16 protein-coding genes are annotated in these 20,881 nt (G+C 55.3%); 13 read left to right on the top strand and 3 right to left on the bottom strand.

Annotation, left to right across the window (positions count from 1 at the left end; genetic code table 11):
• Positions 1 to 58 precede the first annotated feature (58 nt).
• From HY868_06980 to fdhF, 12 genes are all read left to right on the top strand, one after another.
• Entirely contained in the window at positions 59 to 994 is a 936-nt protein-coding gene (locus tag HY868_06980; GenBank protein ID MBI5301862.1) for a hypothetical protein, read from the top strand.
• A 267-nt stretch (positions 995 to 1,261) separates the two neighbouring features.
• Positions 1,262 to 1,807 carry an NAD(P)H-dependent oxidoreductase subunit E gene (locus HY868_06985; GenBank protein MBI5301863.1) on the top strand — a complete coding sequence of 182 codons (546 nt, stop codon included), beginning with the start codon at positions 1,262 to 1,264 and terminating at the stop codon, positions 1,805 to 1,807.
• 84 nt (positions 1,808 to 1,891) lie between these two features.
• Entirely contained in the window at positions 1,892 to 3,463 is a 1,572-nt protein-coding gene (nuoF, locus tag HY868_06990) for an NADH-quinone oxidoreductase subunit NuoF (GenBank protein MBI5301864.1), read from the top strand.
• Between the two features lie 13 nt (positions 3,464 to 3,476).
• Positions 3,477 to 3,767: a hypothetical protein gene (locus HY868_06995; GenBank protein ID MBI5301865.1), complete on the top strand. Its 291-nt coding sequence runs from the start codon at positions 3,477 to 3,479 to the stop codon at positions 3,765 to 3,767.
• 25 nt (positions 3,768 to 3,792) lie between these two features.
• Positions 3,793 to 4,167 (top strand): succinate dehydrogenase, cytochrome b556 subunit, encoded by a 375-nt coding sequence (gene sdhC / locus HY868_07000; GenBank protein ID MBI5301866.1) that lies wholly within the window; start codon positions 3,793 to 3,795, stop codon positions 4,165 to 4,167.
• A 4-nt stretch (positions 4,168 to 4,171) separates the two neighbouring features.
• Positions 4,172 to 4,531 (top strand): succinate dehydrogenase, hydrophobic membrane anchor protein, encoded by a 360-nt coding sequence (gene sdhD / locus HY868_07005; GenBank protein MBI5301867.1) that lies wholly within the window; start codon positions 4,172 to 4,174, stop codon positions 4,529 to 4,531.
• Between the two features lie 10 nt (positions 4,532 to 4,541).
• Complete coding sequence (locus HY868_07010; GenBank protein MBI5301868.1) at positions 4,542 to 6,245, top strand: FAD-binding protein; 1,704 nt, start codon at positions 4,542 to 4,544, stop codon at positions 6,243 to 6,245.
• A 67-nt stretch (positions 6,246 to 6,312) separates the two neighbouring features.
• Positions 6,313 to 7,035 carry a succinate dehydrogenase iron-sulfur subunit gene (locus tag HY868_07015; protein ID MBI5301869.1) on the top strand — a complete coding sequence of 241 codons (723 nt, stop codon included), beginning with the start codon at positions 6,313 to 6,315 and terminating at the stop codon, positions 7,033 to 7,035.
• A 141-nt stretch (positions 7,036 to 7,176) separates the two neighbouring features.
• On the top strand, positions 7,177 to 8,103 hold the full coding sequence (locus HY868_07020; protein MBI5301870.1) for a hypothetical protein: 927 nt from the start codon (positions 7,177 to 7,179) through the stop codon (positions 8,101 to 8,103).
• Positions 8,104 to 8,332: 229 nt separating this feature from the next.
• On the top strand, positions 8,333 to 9,025 hold the full coding sequence (locus HY868_07025) for a lysoplasmalogenase (protein ID MBI5301871.1): 693 nt from the start codon (positions 8,333 to 8,335) through the stop codon (positions 9,023 to 9,025).
• A gap of 55 nt (positions 9,026 to 9,080) precedes the next feature.
• A complete protein-coding gene (locus HY868_07030) occupies positions 9,081 to 9,494 on the top strand; it encodes a GxxExxY protein (GenBank protein MBI5301872.1) in 414 nt (137 codons plus the stop codon).
• A 110-nt stretch (positions 9,495 to 9,604) separates the two neighbouring features.
• Positions 9,605 to 12,283 (top strand): formate dehydrogenase subunit alpha, encoded by a 2,679-nt coding sequence (fdhF, locus tag HY868_07035; protein ID MBI5301873.1) that lies wholly within the window; start codon positions 9,605 to 9,607, stop codon positions 12,281 to 12,283.
• A 286-nt stretch (positions 12,284 to 12,569) separates the two neighbouring features.
• On the opposite strand, the gene HY868_07040 is transcribed toward fdhF, so the two are convergent.
• The gene (locus tag HY868_07040; GenBank protein ID MBI5301874.1) at positions 12,570 to 13,835 is read right to left on the bottom strand and encodes a serine/threonine protein kinase; all 1,266 of its coding nucleotides are present in this window, start codon (positions 13,833 to 13,835) and stop codon (positions 12,570 to 12,572) included.
• Between the two features lie 194 nt (positions 13,836 to 14,029).
• Between HY868_07040 and HY868_07045 the strand changes: the two genes are divergently transcribed.
• The gene (locus HY868_07045; GenBank protein ID MBI5301875.1) at positions 14,030 to 15,712 is read left to right on the top strand and encodes an FHA domain-containing protein; all 1,683 of its coding nucleotides are present in this window, start codon (positions 14,030 to 14,032) and stop codon (positions 15,710 to 15,712) included.
• Positions 15,713 to 15,806: 94 nt separating this feature from the next.
• Here HY868_07045 and HY868_07050 read toward each other — a convergent pair whose 3' ends face one another.
• Positions 15,807 to 17,975 (bottom strand): sodium-translocating pyrophosphatase, encoded by a 2,169-nt coding sequence (locus tag HY868_07050; protein MBI5301876.1) that lies wholly within the window; start codon positions 17,973 to 17,975, stop codon positions 15,807 to 15,809.
• A 441-nt stretch (positions 17,976 to 18,416) separates the two neighbouring features.
• On the bottom strand, positions 18,417 to 20,717 hold the full coding sequence (locus HY868_07055; GenBank protein MBI5301877.1) for a sodium-translocating pyrophosphatase: 2,301 nt from the start codon (positions 20,715 to 20,717) through the stop codon (positions 18,417 to 18,419).
• Between the last annotated feature and the right edge of the window lie 164 nt (positions 20,718 to 20,881).

Consider the following 20,881-nt stretch of genomic DNA (forward strand, 5'->3'; position numbering starts at 1 on the left):
ACACCCCTCAGCCACACCGGTAATTTGCCTGACCCGGTTTCGACTCTCCAACCAAGATGTGACGGACGCGTTTGGTTTAATCCCTGGACCCGATGGCAACACCTGGTTTTTCGAAAGCATCAAATATGCAACCGAGTACCGGATTGCCAAAGCAACCCGCGACGGAATCGTCACCGAATTTCCGATTACCGGCAAACCCATCCGAATGGTCTCCGCACCGGATGGAACTATCTGGTTCACCCGCTCGGGCGATCCCACGATTGCTAGAATAACGCCAGCGGGTTTGCTCACCGAATTTGCGCTGCCCAACGGAAACGAAAAACCATTCGGCATCACGCTCGGTCCTGATGGCAATCTTTGGATCACGGAATCCACCGGCAATCAAATTCTGCGGATCGGAATCGATGGAGTTGTTTCGGGACAATTCCCCATTCCAACTTCGTCGAGCAATTCAACAAACATCGTGGCGGGACATGCTGGAAATTTATGGTTCCTGGAAAACGGAGACGTTACCGCGCGCAAGATCGGTCGCGTCACTCCAAGTGGAACGATTACCGAATTCCCACTTGCAACGACCGCGTATTTGCGAGACATCGTGGCTGGATCTGACGGAAATATTTGGTTCACCGAAGACGTGGCTTGTGTCCCGTACTGCGCGACGAGTTACTATACCAAAGTTTACCCCGATGGAAGTTATGCTAGATTTGGACCAGTAAGCCCGATTCGCGCCATCGCCACCGGTGCTGACGGTAATCTTTGGGCAATCTCGCAGTATCGTTTTTGGTACACACTTGCCCAAATCAAAACCGATGGCACACTCACCGAATTCTGCCCGTTAGTCTGCCAATTACTTTACAATTTAGGACATAGCATCACAACCGGAGCAGATGGCAAAATCTGGTTGACGGATGAGCACAACGGATTCGCGTTGGCAACTTTCGCGCCGCAACACGCGGGAACGTGTCTCCTCAATCTACCGCAAGTCTGCAAATAGACTGACTCCTCTTTGACCGCGCTTGGACTCGATTTGGACTTGTGCCCCGTATACTTTTCAATCGGTAGCCAGCGATGACGCCATTTTCCACGCGCTCGGTTGGCGCAGGATGAGGAACAAGCAATGCGGCTTGAAATTAGCACCTGTGTTCGCCTTCGCCCCACTTTGCCTTTCCCCGCCTGTACCATCTATCGTTCAACGTCTATCCTGACTCGTTCGGCATGTCCCGCGATTTGATTTCAGTGAGACTCTTTTCAAGGAGCAGAAATGCGTTCACGTGATTTGCGTTCCGTACCGCTCGCGCCCGCGCTCACCCCGGCGGAAGACGATCCGGTCATCATCCCCGAACAACGCGCCAAAATGGATGCGATCATCGCCGAGCATTCCAAGAAACCCGGCTCGATGATGGTCATCCTCAACGAGATTCAAGCGGAGATCGGTCACATCTCGCGACCGATGCAAAATTACCTCGCGGAAAAATTACGCGTACCGCTCAAAGACGTATACGGCGTCGTCACCTTTTACTCGTTCTTCACGATGAAACCGCGCGGCAAACATCGCATCGCGTTCTGTCTGGGCACGGCTTGTTACGTCGGCGGCGCGGAAATGCTGATCGAGAAAGCGGAACAAATCCTGGGTGTGAAACTCGGCGAAACGACGCCCGATAAAAAGTTCACGCTCGAACCGTGCCGCTGTCTCGGCGCGTGTTCGCAAGCGCCGGCGGTGATGGTGGACAGCAATCTGCACGGTCGCAACGCGCCGGACAAGATCATTACCGTGCTCCGCAAGTACGAGAAAATCGAGAATCGGTAGGGGCAACCCTTGTGGTTGCCCAGGCGACCACGAGCGGGCGACCACAAGGGTCACCCCTACACAAGGAACGACAAGGAATATCCTATGCCTGTCACCACTTTGGACGATTTGAAAACGATCAAGGAACAAGCCCTGCCCAAGCGCGCGGAACGATTGGCGCACGCCTCAGCCGCACAAGATTCTGAAATTCGTCCGCCAACGCCGAAAGAAAAACGCGTGATTCTTGCGCGGTGTGGCGTCATTGATCCGGAAGACGTCTACGATTACATCGCCGAGGATGGATACACCGCGCTGTTGAAAGCATTAACAACGATGACGCCGCGTCAAGTGATTGACGAAGTGTTGAAATCCGGTTTGCGCGGACGCGGCGGCGCGGGTTTTCCTGCCGCGAAAAAGTGGGAGTTCGCGGCGGCGCAACAATCGGACGTCAAGTACATGATCTGCAACGCGGACGAAGGCGACCCCGGTGCGTTTATGAACCGCAGTGTGTTGGAGAACGATCCGCACGCGGTCCTCGAAGGCATGATCATCGCGGGCTATGCGTTCGGCGCGCACCAGGGTTATATCTACTGCCGCGCCGAATATCCGATCGCGGTCAAACGCATTCAACTCGCGATCAAACAGGCGCGCGAACTGGGTTTGCTCGGCAAAAATATCCTGGGTTCCACTTTTAGCTTTGACATCGAAGTGCGGATCGGCGCGGGCGCGTTCGTCTGCGGCGAAGAGACCGCGCTGATGGCGTCCATCGAAGGCAAGCGCGGCGAGCCGCGTCCACGTCCGCCCTTCCCCGCCGTTGCCGGACTCTGGGGCAAGCCGACCATCATCAACAACGTCGAAACGCTCGCGAATGTTGGCAACATTATTCGCAACGGCGCGGAATGGTTTACGCAATTCGGCAACGAAAAGAACAAGGGCACGAAAACGTTTACGCTCGCTGGCGATGTCGTCCGCACCGGGTTGATCGAAGTGCCGCTCGGCATTACGCTCGGCGAAGTGGTGTACGAAGTGGCGGGCGGCATCAAGGATGGCAAGAAATTCAAGGCGATTCAAACCGGCGGACCGATGGGCGGGTGCATTCCGGAACATCTGCTCGAAACGCCGATGGATTACGAAAACCTGGGCGCGATCGGTTCGATCATGGGGTCGGGCGGACTCGTCGTGATGGACGAAGGCACGTGCATGGTGGACATTGCGCGATTCTTTATGGATTTTACCCAGGATGAATCGTGCGGCAAGTGCGTGCCGTGCCGCATCGGCACGCGGCGCATCCTCGAAATCCTCACGCGCATCTGCGAAGGTGAAGGCGAAGAGGGCGACATCGAACGACTCGAAAGTTTGTCCAAGTACATCGTCGCCGGAAGTCTGTGCGGGCTAGGTCAGGGCGCGCCGAACCCGGTGCTTACGACGATCAAACATTTCCGCCACGAGTACGAAGCGCACATCAAGGACAAGAAATGTCCGGCGAAGGTGTGCCGCAAACTCATCACGTACCGCATCACCGACGACTGTCCCGGTTGTATGGTCTGCGCGCGCAACTGCCCGTCGAAAGCGATCAGCGGTGAAAAACAAAAAGTGCATTGGATCAATCCCGAGTTGTGCGAAAGTTGCGGCATTTGTATGAGCGTGTGCAAGTTCAACACGATTGTCGTGGACTAGTCTGGAGGATACGGTGACTCCTCTGCAATTTGCGACTTTTGTTCTGGATTTCGTTCTGGTGCTCGCGACGATTATCGTGTACGTGGCGCGTCCGCAGATCGGCGGACAACTGGCGCGCGGATTGCGGATTCTGCTGATCGGTCTCGTGATTATCGGTTTGTCCAGTCTTGTCGAGACCGTCGTGTTCTCTCTGTACGTTTTGGATCTTCAGCTCGTCGAACTCGTTTTTCGCGTGTTGATCTCGTTCGGGTTTATCTGGATCATTTGGGGATTCATCCTGATGCGCCAAGCATTCAAAGACTGAACGTCGTAATGTAGGAGGAAAACACATGCGATTGACCAAACATCAAATCTATCCCGGGCGCGGGTTGGGAGTGTGGGCATTTTGGTTGCATCGCCTCACCGGGTTGGCGATTGCATTTTATTTGTTGATGCACATTATCGTTATTTCGACCGTCGTCGGCGGCGCGGCAAATTTTGACGCCGCGATGAAATTTCTCAAAGCGCCAATGTTCATCTTGGGCGAAATGGTTTTAATCGCCGCGATTCTGATTCATGGCTTGAACGGCATCCGCATTGTGCTGTTCGATCTCGGTTATGGCGTCAAGCATCAAAAAGAAATCTTTATCGGAATGATGGCAATCGCGATCATTCCATTCGTCCTCGCGTTTGGCATCGCGTGGCCCCACATTGTTGGAGGGTAAATCCATGACGACACAATCTGCAACCCCGCAAGGCGTGTGGGCGTGGATTTGGCAACGCATCACCGCCGTCCTGCTCGTCGTTCTTCTCGGCACGCACCTCGCCGTGCTGCATTACGTAGACGAAAATCTCAGCATTAATTTTTTCGGCGTCGCCGCGCGTTTCAAAAGCGTGTTGTACCTGATCATTGACAGCGGCTTGCTCGTGTTCGGTTTGTATCACGGACTCAACGGCGTACGCAATGTGCTATTCGATTTTGTCGTGGACGAAAACAAACGGCGCGCGCTCACCGCATTGATGTGGATCGTCCTGCTCGGCTTTGCGGGCTGGGGCGCGTACGCATTGATGTTCTTTGTGACGAAATAAGGAGATCGCCATGTTCAAACATCAAGTCATTGTCATCGGCGGCGGTCTCGCCGGTTTACGCGCGGCGGTTGAAACCGCGATGATGGGCGTGGACACCGCCGTGCTTTCACTGCTCTATCCGGTGCGATCGCACTCGGGCGCGGCGCAGGGCGGCGTCAACGCCGCGCTCGCCAACATGCCGGAATGCAAGGATGATTCACCGGCGAAACACGCGTACGACACGATCAAGGGTTCGGACTTTTTAGCCGACCAAGATTGCGCGGAAATTATGACGACCGACGCGCCCAAACGCATTTACGAACTCGAACATTGGGGCGTACCATTCAGTCGCACCGAGGATGGTCGCATCGCGCAACGCCCGTTCGGCGGCGCGGGTTATCCGCGCACGTGTTACGCGGCGGACAAGACCGGTCTCTACATTTTGCACACGCTCAACGAGCAAGCGGTCAAGCACAAGGTCAAGGTCTACAACGAATGGGCGGCGCTCTCGCTCGCGAACGATGGGATGATGAATCACGGCTTGGTCGCGCTGAATTTACAGACCGGCGAAATCGCGCCATTCGCGGCGGATGCGGTTGTGTTTGCGACTGGCGGCGCGGGACGCATTTACAAACGCACGTCGAACGCGATGCAGTCCACCGGCTATTGTCTCGGTGTCGCGTACAAAGCCGGCATTCCGCTGAAAGATATGGAGTTCATCCAATTTCACCCGACGACCATCGTCGGCACGAACATTTTGATGACCGAAGGCGCGCGCGGCGAAGGCGGCTATCTCGTCAACAATCAAGGCGAGCGCTTTATGCAAAAGTACGCGCCCAAGGCGATGGAACTCGCGCCGCGCGACATCGTGTCGCGTTCGATTCAAATCGAAATCAACGAGGGGCGCGGATTCCCGGATGGCGGCGGATGCGTGCATCTCGACTTGCGCCACCTGGGTCGCGAGAAAATTTTGGAACGCTTGCCCGGCATTCGCGACCTCGCGATCAGTTTCCTGGGAATTGACTGCATCGAAAATCCGGTGCCCGTGCAACCCGGCCAGCATTTTATCATGGGCGGCATTGACACCGACAAAGACGGCGCAACGATCTTGCCCGGCGCGTTCGCAGCCGGTGAGTGCGCGTCGGTCAGTGTGCACGGGGCGAATCGTCTCGGCGGCAACAGTCTGCTCGAATGCGTCGTGATGGGTCAGCGCGCCGGCGCGGCGGCAGGCAAGTTCGTGCAGGGCAAAGCGAGCGCGATCAAAGAAGCCGTGCTCAACGACGCCGCGCAGAAAACGTCGGCGGAAGTGGACGCGTTGTTAAAGTCAGACGGCAAGGAACGACTCGTGACTCTGCGCGACGCGATGGCGCAAACGATGACGGACAAGATCGGTATTTTCCGCGAAGAGAAAGCCATGCGTGAAGCGCTCGCAACGATTCAGGAATTGCGCGTACGCTTTCGTCACATCGGCGTGGATGCCAAGAATCGCAAGTTCAATCTCGATTTGTTGCGCACGATTGAACTGGGCGGCATGCTCGACGCGGCAGAATCCATCGCGGCGGGCGCGGTCGCACGACAAGAATCGCGTGGCGCGCACTCGCGGCTCGATTTCAAAACGCGCGATGATGTGAACTGGATGAAGCACACGCTCGCGCATTACACGCCCGACGGCGCGCGTCTCGATTACGAACCGGTTGTGCTGACCAAGTGGCAGCCGGAGGAACGCAAATACTAGAGAAAAGTAAATAGTAAATGGTAATTGGTAATCACCAATTACCATTTACCAATAACCGGAGCCAAAGATGACCAACTCGATCAAACTCACCATCTACCGGCGCGACCCCGACCTGGACACCGCGCCCAAATATCAGACGTACGAGATTCAGCCGGAACCCGGGCAAACGGTGTTGATGGCGTTGTACCACCTGCTCGACAATGTGGACAAGTCGCTCGCGTTTCGCGCATCGTGCCGCAGCGCGGTGTGCGGCAGTTGCGGGATGCACATCAACGGCAAAAACCGGCTCGCGTGCGAAACGCAGCTCTCGACGCTCGGCAACGAAGTACTCATCGAACCCCTGCCACACTTGCCGGTGCTGAAAGATTTGGTCGTGGACATGACGACGTTCTGGGACAAGTACGAACGCGTGCGCCCGTACCTCATCTCAATGAAGAATCCGCCCCCTTCGGGAAAGGAACGCGTCCAATCCATCGCCGACCGCAAAAAGATTGACGAGTACATTGATTGCATTTTGTGCGCGTGCTGTCACTCGTCGTGCTCGCTCGATTGGTGGGACAAGGAATACCTGGGTCCCGCCGCGCTCGGCAAGATGTATCGTTTCGTCGCGGACTCGCGCGACGAAGGCGAACTCGAACGCTTGAAAATCGTCGCGAGCGAAGAAGGTGTGTTCCGGTGCCACACGCTCTTCAACTGCACCGAGGAATGCCCGAAGAAAATTTCGCCGACGTTCGCGATTCAGGAGATGAAGAAGAAAATCATGTGGGCGAAGTTGACAGGAAAGTTGTGATAGTTGGATGGTGCGATAGTGCGATAGTGCGATAGTGCGATAGTGCAATGGTGCGATAGTTGCGTCGCCGCGCGAGGTGAAATGTGATGCGTATTGCGTATTGCGTGATGCGTTGCGCGGCGGCGCGATTAGGAAAATCAAATGTCCAAAATCAGAGAATATGTCGGTAACTTCACGAGACTTGTTGAAGAATTGAACCCCGATGGATATGTGGTCAAGGCAGAACATCTCAAACAATTAGACGTTGCCATCAAAACTTGTGAGATCTTTGAAAACAAGAAAATTGGTGAAGTAGCAGAGCCCGTTACCTATCATACGTTTTTGAGTCAAGGTAAGTTGTTTCAATTTCATGATCTTGATCAGTTACTCGCATACCCAAATACACCACCTGATAAAATTGAAGGGTTGAAAATCGCCCGATTGAGCAAAGACAACCGCAAAGTAGAAATAGAACTAGATACTTCCGGTAATATAATTATTGATGTGTGTGGACCATCAAATAAGGTTGGAGGTATCGTCCATGCCTTTAGTCAACACCTCCGATCTTTGGATCAAGAATACCCTTGGTTTGCCAAATCCATCATTTTAGATCGTCGACCTCGTGGGCTTATCACTCTAATTACCTTACTGGCTTCCTTCGTGCTAATGTGGACAATAGGGTATTATTTGTACGCTTCGAGGGTTGGTGTAAATATCAACCCAGACCTTTTACCAGGTATGACATATGCTCAGCGCATAGAAAAAGCAATTCAGTCGCAAGATCTTGGTGAAAAGATGAATGCTCTCCTTCTTAGCACGTTGCGTGACTTCACCAATGTCTCGGATATCTTACACACTGTGCAAACTATTATCATTGTATGTATCGTTCTCATTTTGGTTATGGCGATTTTTGATCGGCTTCTTAAACATCTGAAACAATATTTTCCTTTGGCTTTTTTTGCAATTGGTCACCAGCAAGAAGTGATTGCCCGGCTCGAAAAAACGCGCGAGATTTGGATTGTGGGTATACTTGTCGCGTTTGTTGTAAATATTCTAGCGGGAATTGTAGTTGCTGTCATGATTAGATAGCGTCCAATTTGGATTGATAATGTACCGAATGATACTGAGGAAATCGAATACCTGTAAGGCTAACGATTAACAGTCAAGCCGTTCAAGCCAAAGAAGAAATGACCGTCCTTGACACAGTGTAGGCGAATGGCATGACACAGCCGGAAGAACAATAGACGCACTAATGACTCGAAAAGTGGAATCAGAAATAGTTATTCATTCAAGGCGCAACTACTGGGAGTTTCAATAGTTGATGCTATTGTTGTGGCTTATCCCGTTCGTGCTCTTTCTCATCGGCATTCTCGGTCCCTGGCGTGACCCACCGGAAATGAAGACTAACGGACGCTTATCGCGCCCGATGCGGATGACGCTCAGTTTTTCGCTCGTCATCGCCGCGTTGGCAAGCTGGCTTGGCGCAACGCACACGCCGTACGCGCAGTGGGTCGCGTTCGGAATGCTCGCCTCGTTTCTCGGCGATGTGATCCTAGCACGACTGATCGCGTTGCCCAGTCCGTTGATCGGCGGGATGATCGCGTTCGGCATCGCGCACGCGCTGTATATCACAGCATTCGTGAGTACGCTAGCGCAATCGTTCGATAGCGCGGTAGTTGGAATGGTCGTTGGCTTGCTGTTTTACTGTTCATTCACAATTTTCGCGTGGCGGTTCTGGATTCGCAATCCACAAAAAGGTGCGGTAATCAATCTCGGCGCGTTAGTGTACGCAATGATTGTTGGCACGATGGCGGCGTTCGCATTCGCACTCGCCCTCGCACGGGGCGGCGGATTTTGGTTGATGGCAATCGGCGGACTGTTGTTCGTCGCATCCGATTTGCTGATTGGTGTGACAGATATTCGCGGTATTCAAATCAAGAATGCGAACGATTGGATTTGGCTCACGTACGTGGGCGCGCAGATGGGGATTGTTTATGGGGGTGGTTTGTAATTGGACGCGGACAAACGCAGACAAACGCAGATAAATTCGTTTCTGGAGTAACGAAATGACTGAAACCGCGACGTTCAAGCACAAGGCAATCACCGAAAAGATTCTGTCGGTTTTTTTCAAAAAAGTATATCACACACTCGGTTATGGAGTTTTGGAAAAAGTGTACGAATATGCCATGGCACTAGAATTGCGATGTGCAGGATTACGCGTAGAACAACAAGCCAAGATTGATGGGAGTTACGCCGGAGAAATCGTCGGAGAATATTTTGCTGATTTGCTCGTTGATAATGCAGTAATTGTTGAACTCAAAGCGACAAAGGCAATTTCCGAAGACCATGAAGCGCAACTCTTGAATTATTTGCGAGCAACGCCCTACGAAGTGGGACTGCTACTCAATTTTGGACCTAAAGCAGAATTTCGCCACAAGGCGTACGACAACGAACGCAAGACTGCAGCATGGCTCAAATAATCATACATGAATCGCTTTCACCAAAATGATTTTTTCATCTGCGTTCGTCTGCGGCAATCTGCGTCCCATTTGAAATACTATCGTACTGACTGATACTTGGAGGAAGTCGAATGCCCGTAAACCTAACGATTAACGGTCAAGCCGTTCAAGCCAAAGAAGGAATGAGCGTTCTCGACGCGGCGCGCGCGAATGGCATCAACATTCCCACACTGTGCCATCACGCTGACCTTTCGCCGGTCGGCGCGTGCCGCATGTGCGTCGTACAAGTCGAAAAGATGCGCGGACTCATCGCGTCCTGCACCTTGCCAGTCAGCGAAGGCATGGTCGTGCATACCGACACACCGCAAGTGATCGCCGAGCGCAAATTCATTCTCGAAATGTTGCTGACCGATCATCCGAACGATTGTATGATCTGCGAATCGGACGGCGCGTGCGAATTGCAAAACGCGGTGTACGAATATCAAGTGCCGTGGACCTCGCACAAAGGCAAACGCCATAGCTACGTTCCCGGCGCAGACCCGAATCCGTTCGTCTTTACCGATTTCAACAAATGTATTTTGTGTACGCGCTGCGTGCGTGCGTGCGCCGAAATTCAAGGGCGCAACGTGTGGGGCGTTTCGAATCGCGGCTTTAACGACAAGATCGTCGCGGGTGCGGATGTAACGATGCTTGAAGCTGGGTGCGAATCGTGCGGCGCGTGCGCGGCGTACTGCCCGACCGGCGCGCTCACCGACAAGACCTCGCGCGGTAAGGGTCGCGATTATCAAATGAAAAAGGTGACGACGACTTGCACGTACTGCGGCGTCGGCTGCCAATTCGATTTGAACGTTCGCAACGGCAAGGTCGTCAAGGTCACGTCAAATCGTCATGCCCCCGTCAACGGTATGGCACTCTGCGTCAAAGGTCGCTACGGGTACGAGTTCATCCATCACAAAGATCGCTTGACGAAACCGCTCATCAAAAAAGACGGCGCATTTGTCGAGGCGACCTGGGACGAGGCGTTAACGCTCGTCGCGGAAAAATTATCTCGGCACAAGGGCGACGAATTCGCGTTTCTTGCATCCGCCAAGGCGACGAACGAAGAAAATTATCTATTCCAGAAATTTACGCGCGCCGTGATGGGGACGAACAGCGTTGATCACTGCGCCCGTCTCTGACATGCCAGCACGGTAACCGGTCTGGCTACCTCATTTGGTTCTGGCGCGATGACGAACAATATCGCGGATTTGGATAATTGCAAGACGATGCTTGTAATTGGGTCGAACACGACCGAGCAACATCCGGTTATCGGCACGCGCATTCGCCGCGCCGTGCGCAACGGCGCGAAACTCATCGTCGCGGATCCGCGCGCGATTGATCTCGCGAACATCGCGACGCTGTACATCCGTCAGCGACCTGGGACAGACATCGCGCTGCTCAACGGGTTGGCGCACATTATTTTGCAAGAAGGTCTCGCAGATACAGAATTCATCGCGAATCGCACGGAAGGATTCGACGAATGGCGCAAGGTCATCGCCACGTACACGCCCGCGCGCGTGAGCGAAATCACCGGCATCGCGGTGGACGATCTGTTCACGGCGGCGAGCTTGTACGCCGGCAACAAACCCAGTGCGATCTTTTACGCGATGGGTATCACGCAACACACGACCGGGCACAACAACGTGCTCTCGATTGCCAACCTCGCGATGCTCACCGGCAATCTCGGCAAACCTGGGTCGGGCGTCAATCCGTTGCGCGGACAGAACAACGTGCAAGGGTCGTGCGATGTCGGCGCGTTGCCGAATTTCTATACGGGTTATCAGCGCGTCGCGGACGATGCCGCGCGCGACAAGTTCGAAAAAGCATGGGGAGTGAAATTACCATCCAAGCCGGGTTTAACGGTCGGCGAGATGCTCAATGCGGCACATCGTAGCGATGTGAAAGCAATGTGGATCGTCGGAGAAAACGTGGCGATGAGCGACCCGGATTCCCAACACGTCGTTGACTCACTCAAGCATCTCGATTTCCTCGTCGTGCAAGAACTGTTCATGACCGAGACCGCACAACTTGCGGATGTCGTCCTGCCCGCCGCATCGTTCGCGGAAAAGGACGGCACGTTCAGCAACACCGAGCGGCGCATCCAGCGCGTCCGCAAAGCGATTGAACCGGTCGGCGAATGTCGCACCGATTGGGAGATCGTGTGCGATGCGGCGAAACGCATGGGCGCGCAAACCGGTTTCGATTTCACATCTGCCGAAGACATTATGAACGAGATCGCGTCACTCACGCCGCAGTACGCGGGCGTGACGTACGCGCGGCTTGACGCAAAGGGCTTGCAATGGCCCATCCCGAACAAGGATCATCCCGGCACGCCGATTCTGCACACGGAAAAGTTCACGCGCGGCAAGGGCTTGTTCTCGCCGGTCGAGCATCAAGAACCGGCGGAAAATCCGGACGCAGCGTTCCCGTTCACATTGACGACCGGGCGCATCCTGCAACACTATCACACCGGCGCGATGACGCGGCGCGTCCCAGGTCTGGAACAACTCGCGCCGGAAGAACGCGTCGAGTTAAACCCAGACGATGCGGCGCAAATGGGCGTCAGCGATGGCGATTGGTTGCACATTTCCTCGCGACGCGGGCAGGTTGAAGCGCGCGCCTGGGTCACCGACCGCATCGGGCGAGGCGTCGTGTTCATGACGTTCCACTACGCCGAAGCGCTGACGAATGCGTTGACAAACACCGCGGTGGACCCGATTGCGAAGATACCGGAACTGAAAGTGTGCGCGGTGAAGGTGGAGAAGAAATAACGTAGAGAGCAGAGGAGCAGGGGAGAGGGATTCTTCCCTGCTTCAACTTACCCCTTGAAGTGATTTTATAGGTAGTTATCGGCAAGACCTTCGCCCTTTCCCCTCCAAGGTCTTTTCATTTCCCCTGCCTGTTCGTCAAGAATTTTTATCCGCGTTCGTCCGCGTTCATCCGCGTCCCAATAAAAACTGCCCAGAAGGAATCGTTGGAGACTGCGTTCCGTCAAAACAAAAAGGACGGCAACGATCACCGTCCTTACGAAATCCACAAATGAATTCGGTGTTCCACCTACAAGACTTTGAGAAGCAAGAGCACCAGAAACGCAAGCGCCAGCGCGATGATCAACGTGATGCCAAACGCAATCGCCAAAGCGAACGCGACACCCGTCAATCGTCGCCGCAAACGCTTCAAGATGATTTGGCTGCTCAACGTAGCGATGTACGCCGAGACCGTGCCGATGATGATGCGCGCCGCATCGCCGCCTTGATCACTCGACGTCTCAAAGGCGCTGAGCGCGTCGCGCAGTGCCGTTCGAATCGTCGGAACCAAAAGCATCACTTCAACTACGAGGACGATGATTGCCAACACGAGCAAATATCCGCTAGCCGACCAACGTTGGCGCGCGGGTACGACCGGGGGATGACTCTGCGTGAGTTGGTCTTCCAAAACCGGCGCGAGGGGGCGATTCGCTTCCGCAACGGGGAACGGTTTGAGCATTTTGCCATTCCCTTGCCCCGCGCTTTCTAACGCCTGACGCATTTCCGCCGCGTTGAAAAACCGGTCGCTCTTTTCTTTCGCCAAAGCCCTGAGCACCACTTGCTCGACCCCTGGCGTAATCCCTGGGTTCAGCGAACTGGGTGCGGGCGGCAGTGAAAAAATTTGATGATAGACGACGATATCGTACGTATCGCCGGTGAACGGCAATTTGCCAGTCAACAACTCGAACAAGACAATACCCAGCGAATAGATGTCCGTCCGCTGATCGAGGGACTCCCCCTTGACTTGTTCGGGTGAAACGTAGTATGGTGTGCCTAGCACTAACCCTTTCGACAAGTTCATTTCACTCTCGGTTGTCGTTACGGCTAGCCCAAAATCCATCAGGTAAACATTGCCGTCGTTTCCCAGCATAATGTTGGACGGCTTGACATCGCGGTGAAGCACGCTCTTTTGATGCGCGTACGCGAGCGCATCCGTGATCGGACGCATGATCTGCAAGATCGCCGGCATCGCGATCGGTTTCTTGATGCGATTCAACGCTTCGCGCAGCGAGATGCCTTCGATGTAGCGCATGACGAGACACAGCACACCATCGAACAATTCAATGTCGTAGACGGGGATGATATTGGGGTGATCGAGCTTGGCAATGATCTTGGCTTCGCGCTTGAAGCGCGTCACAAAATCCGGATTCGCTTGAAGGTCCGCATTGAGAACTTTGAGCGCGACATGACGATCCAGCGCGGGCTGATATGCTTTGTATACCGTCGCCATACCGCCCCGTCCGAGCTGACTGACAACTCGGTACGGACCGATTCCGTGCTCCAGTTCTAGTGGCATACGAATTTCCGATTCTCCAAACAAACGTGAGAACAAGCAGACCAACGAAAAATCACGTTGATGCGAGATGGTTGGCGATCACGTGGCGCGAACGTCTTTGTGATACCCAGATGCTAGAATACCATCAATTCGATTATATCACCCTTGATGTGAAAAGTAAACCAAATTTTTATGGATGGGCGCGGTAGGTTGTTATGCCAGAATATCAACTGGTCGTGACCGTACCACCGGGTCAAACGCGGGTCTATCCCGTCGCCAAAGAACACTTGACGATTGGTCGCGCATCGGCGAATGACATTCTCGTCAGCGATCACGGCGTTTCGCGCGCCCACGCGCGATTGCATCGCGTTGACGACGGATTCGAAATCGAAGACTTGGACAGCATGAACGGCACCTGGTTGATGGGCAAGCCGGTCAAACGCGCGCCGTGGCGCGTCGGGCAGACGGTCATCATTTCGAATTCAACGTTGCGCCTGCGCGTTGCCACCGCACAACCCCCCGACGAACCCAGGTTCCAAACCGTCGGCGAACTAAGCGCCGCGCTCGCCTCCAGCGCGCTCGAAGTCGAATTGCCGGATCTAACCCTGGCGCGCTTGGTCATCCACACGCCCACGTACACCAAAGAGCTCACGTTGACCGGCGAAGCCACCACGATTGGTCGCGAGTCCGACGCGCACGTCATCCTGGAAGATGAGCGCGTGGCGAATCAACATGCGCTCATCGTGCGCGAAGGAGACCGCTTCATCATCAAGGACTTGGCGACCCATACGGGAACCTGGCTTGCAGGACAACGCATCGAGCAACACGAATTACGCCCGGGCGATTCTCTGCGCATCGGCAATGCGACGCTCGTTTACAAAGCGGCGCTGGGCGAAGATACGCTCGAGATGCTTCAACGGCGCCGGGTGCGCAACCCCATCGTCTTTGTGCCCGGCTTTATGGGATCGGAATTGTGGCACGGTAGCGAACGCATTTGGCCCAACGTCACCCGCCTGTTCACCAACCCAGAGTTGTATCGGTGGCCCTCGAAAGAACCCATCGAAGCGCGCCAAGTCGTTTCCGAAATCGTCATCCTGCCCAAGTTTATCAAATTGGAACGGTACGCCGCGCTCGGCGATTTTCTCTGCGAAGACCTGGGTTACGAACGCGGCAAAGACCTTTTAGAATTCCCCTGGGATTGGCGCATGGACCTGCGCGTATCGGCGCAACATTTGAGCGAACGGATCACCGAGTGGCGCGAGCGCGTGAAAGAAGCGCGCGAACCGATCACGCTCATTTCGCACAGCATGGGTTGTCTCATCGCGCGGTATTTCGTCGAGAGACTCAATGGGCGATCCGTCGTCAGTCGCATGATTATGATGGGCGGCACACACAACGGCATGCCGAAAACACTGCAACCTTTTTCCGCGTTCGGCAAACAACCCTTTTACCTCGGCATCGCCGAACCCTTCGAGCGCGCGATTGCGAGTCTGCCTTCGATCTATACGATGCTACCCACTTATCCCGTGGTTTTTGATTCACAAGGCAAAACGATAGATTTGTACCGCGATGAGACGTGGTGCCAGGAACAGTACCGCGCGAATTTACGTGACGCGCTCGCCTTTCGCAATGAATTGGGAACCACCAGCAGTGTGTCGAGTATTTGCATTTTTGGTTACGGCATTCAAACACCGACGCGCGCGATTTTGGAAGAACGCGACGCCAGCGGAAATTGGGAACGCATTCGCTTTGTCGCCGAGAGCAAAGGCGACAACACCGTGCCCGAGGAGAGCGCGCGCTTGGCGCATACCGAGATTCACCCGGTGCATCAACATCACGGCAACCTGTACGCGGACAACGACGTCAAAGCGCGCCTGACGCTCGAATTGACGCGATAGCAATTTGTATTTGTTTCGCAAATCAAAAATGCGCCCGGCAAGCTTGCCGGGCGCATTCACTATCGCACTAGTACACCAACGCACTATTCCACGATTAGATGAACAGCGGCGCGAGCACCAACGTGATCGTCGCGAGCAACTTGATCAACACGTGCAGCGAGGGACCCGCCGTGTCCTTGAACGGATCGCCCACCGTGTCGCCGACGACCGCGGCTTTGTGCGCGGCGCTACCCTTCTTTTGGACGTTGCCCTTTTCGTCTTTGAATTCGCCGGACTCGATGAACTTTTTCGCATTGTCCCACGCGCCGCCGCCATTGTTCATCACCGTCGCCAGGATGATCCCCGCGATGGTGCCAACCATCAAGAACGCCGCTTCCGCTTCGGCTCTCAATACGATGCCGACGAGAATCGGTACGCAAACGGCGAGCAAACCCGGCGCGATCATCGCGCGCTGCGCGCCCCGCGCCGTAATGTCAACCGCACGCGCGTAATCCGGTTTGTTCTTGCGTTCCATAATCCCAGGAATCTCGCGGAATTGGCGGCGCACTTCATCCACGATTTTTTCGGCGACCTCACTCACCGCGCGCATCGCGAGCGCCGAGAAAAGAAAGATCAACCCCGCGCCAAGCATCGCGCCGACAAACACTTCGACTTTGCCGAGGTCAACGACATGCGATGCTTTAATCACCGCTTCGCTTGCGCCTTGCGCCCGGCGCACTTCGGCGATCTTGTCGAGGTAGGCGCTGAACAACAAGAACGCCGCGAGCGCCGCCGAACCGATCGCGTATCCTTTCGTCAACGCTTTCGTCGTGTTGCCTGCCGCGTCGAGCGCGTCCGTGCCCTTGCGAATTGCTTCCGGCGCGCCGGACATTTCGACGATGCCGCCCGCATTGTCCACGATTGGACCGAACGTGTCCATCGCAAGGATGAACGCGGCGGGCATCAACATCCCCATCGTCGCGACAGCGGTACCGAACACACCCGCGACGTACGGTTCGACTTTGAGCATGGCGGCGGCTTGCGTGCCGAGCCAGTACGACGCGATCAACGCGACGCCGACGGTCACCACGGGTGCGGCGGTGTTTTCCATGCCGACCGCGAGACCGGTGATGATGTTCGGACCCGAACCGCGCAACGAGGATCTGGCGATACTCTGCACGGGTCGCCAACGCGACTCGGTATAGTACATCGTGATGAGGAAGAACGCGACACTCGTCAGCAAACCCACTATACCCGTCAAGAAGAAAATGTCCACCCGGAGCGTTTGCGACACGACATAGTACATCGCCACACCAGCCAGCACGACCGTCAACGCAAAGCCACGGAGCATCGGATTCATCGGTTCTTCGTCCGCTCTAAGTTGAATGCCGGGGAGCGAGGTCGTCGCCCACACGCCGACAATCGAAGCGATCAGACCGAACGCGCGGACAACGAGCGGGAAGAAAATCCAATCCACATTTTTTGTCACCGTAAAAATCGCCACACCCAGGATCATCGCGCCGATATTTTCCGCGACCGTGGACTCGAACAAGTCCGCGCCGCGACCGGCGCAATCGCCCACATTATCTCCGACAAGATCCGCGATGACGCCCGCATTGCGCGGATCATCTTCGGGAATACCGGCTTCGACTTTGCCAACCAGATCGGAACCGACATCGGCGGCTTTGGTGTAGATGCCGCCGCCGAGTTGCGCGAACAATGCGACGAAACTTGCGCCAAAACCCATGCCGACGATGAGGAACGGCGCATTGCGCGCGGCTTCGGGTCCAGAGAACCCACCATACGCGAGGAACATCAGGTACACGCCGATGAGCGACAAACCGACGACGAGGAAACCGCTCACCGCGCCGCCGCGCAACGCGACCGTGAGCGCCGGCGACACACCCTTGCGCGCCGCGCCCGCCACGCGCACATTCGATTGCACCGCGACGTACATCCCGATGATGCCGCTCAACGCGCTCGCCGCCGCGCCCACCAGAAACGCGACCGCCGTTCGAATGCCTAACTCCGTACCCTTGACGTTCGTCTCGGTATATTGCTCAAACGACACCAACACGCCGATGATGACCGCCGCAACGAGCGCCAGTACGCCTATCGTCAAGTATTGCCGACGAATGAACGCCACCGCGCCTTCGTAAATCGTCGCGGCGACTTCTTGCATTTCCTTCGTCCCCTTATCGCGACGCAACACATCCCACGCCAGATACATAACAAACGCCAACGCGAGTACGCCCGACACTGGAACGACCCAAACAAGCTCCATTCTTATTCTCCTCCTCGAAATATTTTTGGCGCACTAAAATGCAAAACCGGTCGAACAACGCTGTTCGGCCGTTAACAAATTTGCTTCACCACCATAGAGCGACGTCACCCTGCATGGAGATTGGTTCCCCTCAACCCAATGATTAAATTCTACCACATCTCATTGTGAAATGCAAAACGAAATGAGGTTTTTCTTGTGTCTGATTGGGTCATTCTTCTACCCGTTTGGGTCATTCTCAAAACAAAAGGATCGTGACTCATCCTTGCGAAGGTCGGAAGGCATATTCTCTAGGAATCGAATGCGTTGTCGTTGCGTGACTCATCCGAAAAGTGACTGGTAACCTTTGCAAGGATGGGCTGAGAAGACACAAAGAATCCAGGTTTCTCCCTTCCGGGGAAACCTGGATTCTGGTAGGTACTACTTTCGGGATTGGATTTGGTTTTACTCGCCGAGAGAACGGCGCTGGATTGGCTCGTCATCCGTAACGGGCACAACAGTTCGTTGATTCATCAAGCCATTGCGCCGCCAGAGCCACACTCCCACACCTGCCACCGCCAACAGAATGGCGGCGATCCACGTCCACGGCATCGCGATTGGAGACGACCACGTGAATGTTTGCGTTTGATGCGAGACTTGGACAACCAGCGGTACGATCAGAACCGCGACCAAATTGATGACCTTGATCAACGGATTGAGCGCCGGACCCGAGGTGTCCTTGAGCGGATCACCGACCGTATCGCCGACGACGCTTGCCTTGTGCCGCTCCGAACCTTTGCCGGTGTTGTTGACGAGATCACGCGGCTCATCCTCGATTACTTTTTTCGCGTTGTCCCACGCGCCGCCGGCATTCGCCATAAACACTGCCATCAATTGTCCTGACAAGATGACGCCGCCGAGAAATCCGCCGAGCGCCTCCTCGTACAACATAAACCCTACCACGACCGGCGCAATCACCGCGAGCACACCTACACCCAGCAGTTCGCGTTGCGCCGCGTTCGTGCAAATCGAAACGGCTTTGCCATAGTCCGGCTGAACCTTGCCCTCCATCAAGCCAGGAATCCGGAATTGTCGTCGCACTTCATCCACGATCAAGTTCGCCGAACGCCCCACCGCGCGAATCGTCATGCCGCTAAAGAGAAACGGAATCGCGCCGCCAAGCAACATGCCGATGAACACGTTCGGCGCGGCGACGTTGATCGCGAAATGATCCGGCGTAACGAGTTTCATCGAACGAAGCGTTTCGAGCACTGTATCGCCGAACGCGCCGAACAACGAGACCGCCGCGATGACCGCCGACGCAATCGCGATGCCCTTGGTCACTGCCTTGGTCGTGTTGCCCACCGCGTCGAGATCCGCCATGATCTTGCGCGCGTGCGGTTCGAGGTGCGCCATTTCGCCAATGCCATTCGCATTGTCCGCAATCGGACCGAACGCGTCCATGCTGATGTTGTTGCCCGTCAGCGTCAGTTGCCCGATGCCGCACAACGCGACGCCGTACAAAACCATCGTCACGCTTTCGCCGCGAAAGATCATCACACTCGCCAACAACGCCATCGCCACCGCGCCGATTGCCCACACCGACGACTCCATTCCGACGAACAAGCCGGAGAGAATCGTCGTCGCCGGACCGCCAGAGGTCGCGCGAACGATTTCTTTGACCGGCGGCTTGTCCGTGCTCGTAAAGTGTTCGGTGAGAATATTGGTCAGTACCGCGAGCGCAATGCCAACCGTCGTCGCCGCGGCGACGCGCCAATCGTTCATGTAAATCATCGCGAGCATCCAGAAGCCAACCGTGCTGATCAGCGCCGCCAAACGAAAACCGCGATCAATCGCCTTGAACGCGTTTTCTTGTTCGTTGTTCACGCGCACCGAGTACGTACTGATGATCGAAGAGACAACCCCAATCGCGCGAACGAGGAGAGGGAACAAAATCCAGCGGAAATCGAACATGGGAGCGGCAGTTGCAATCGAAATGCCGAGAATCATCGCGGCGACAATCGTCACTTCGTAACTTTCGAAAACGTCTGCCGCCATTCCCGCGCAATCGCCCACGTTATCGCCGACGAGATCGGCAATGACGGCGGCGTTGCGCGGATCATCTTCGGGCAAATCTTTCTCGACCTTGCCGACCAGGTCAGCGCCCACATCCGCAGCTTTGGTATAGATGCCGCCGCCGACGCGCATGAAGAGCGCGATGAGCGTACCACCAAAACCAAAACCCAACAACACTTCGGGTGCGGCTTGACCGTACATCATAAAGATGATCGTGCCGCCCAATAGACCGAGACCATCGGTCAACATCCCGGTGATTGTGCCGGTGCGATAGCCAACGCGGAGGGCTTCACCAAAACTGCGGCGCGCCGCGGCAGCCACGCGGACGTTACCCAGCACCGCCATACGCATCCCGATTTGCCCGACCGCGAGCGAGAACAACGAACCCATCAAAAACGCGCCCGCGCGTCCGAGTGCAATAGACCAACCGTCAAACCCGGCATCCGTCACGTACTTGGGCAGCTCCTTCACCAGAGCCGCGCTGGCGAACAATGCCAGCGTTAAGATAGCGATAAATACAACAATCGTCCGCAGTTGGCGATTCAAATACGTCACTGCGCCAAGGCGGATCCGCGCGGAAATGTCCCGCATCGCGTCTGTGCCTTGGTCCGCGCGCAGGATTTGCCGCGTGAGGAACACGGCGTACAACAATCCGGCGATGGCGACCCCTAACACCGACCACACGCCCATGGCTTCAAACGTGGTGATACTTGACCAGTTCACCTTCTGCCTCCTGAAGAAATTTATTTGGCGCAAAAAAGCGGTCGGCTCGCCTGTGGAGCCGACCGCTATGTCGCTTCAATGCGTGATAGGACAATGAGAGACAATTGGTGGTTCAAGATGTACGATATTAT

The sequence above is a fragment of the Chloroflexota bacterium genome (genome assembly GCA_016219275.1).
In the GTDB taxonomy this organism is placed as follows: Bacteria; Chloroflexota; Anaerolineae; order UBA4142; family UBA4142; genus JACRBM01.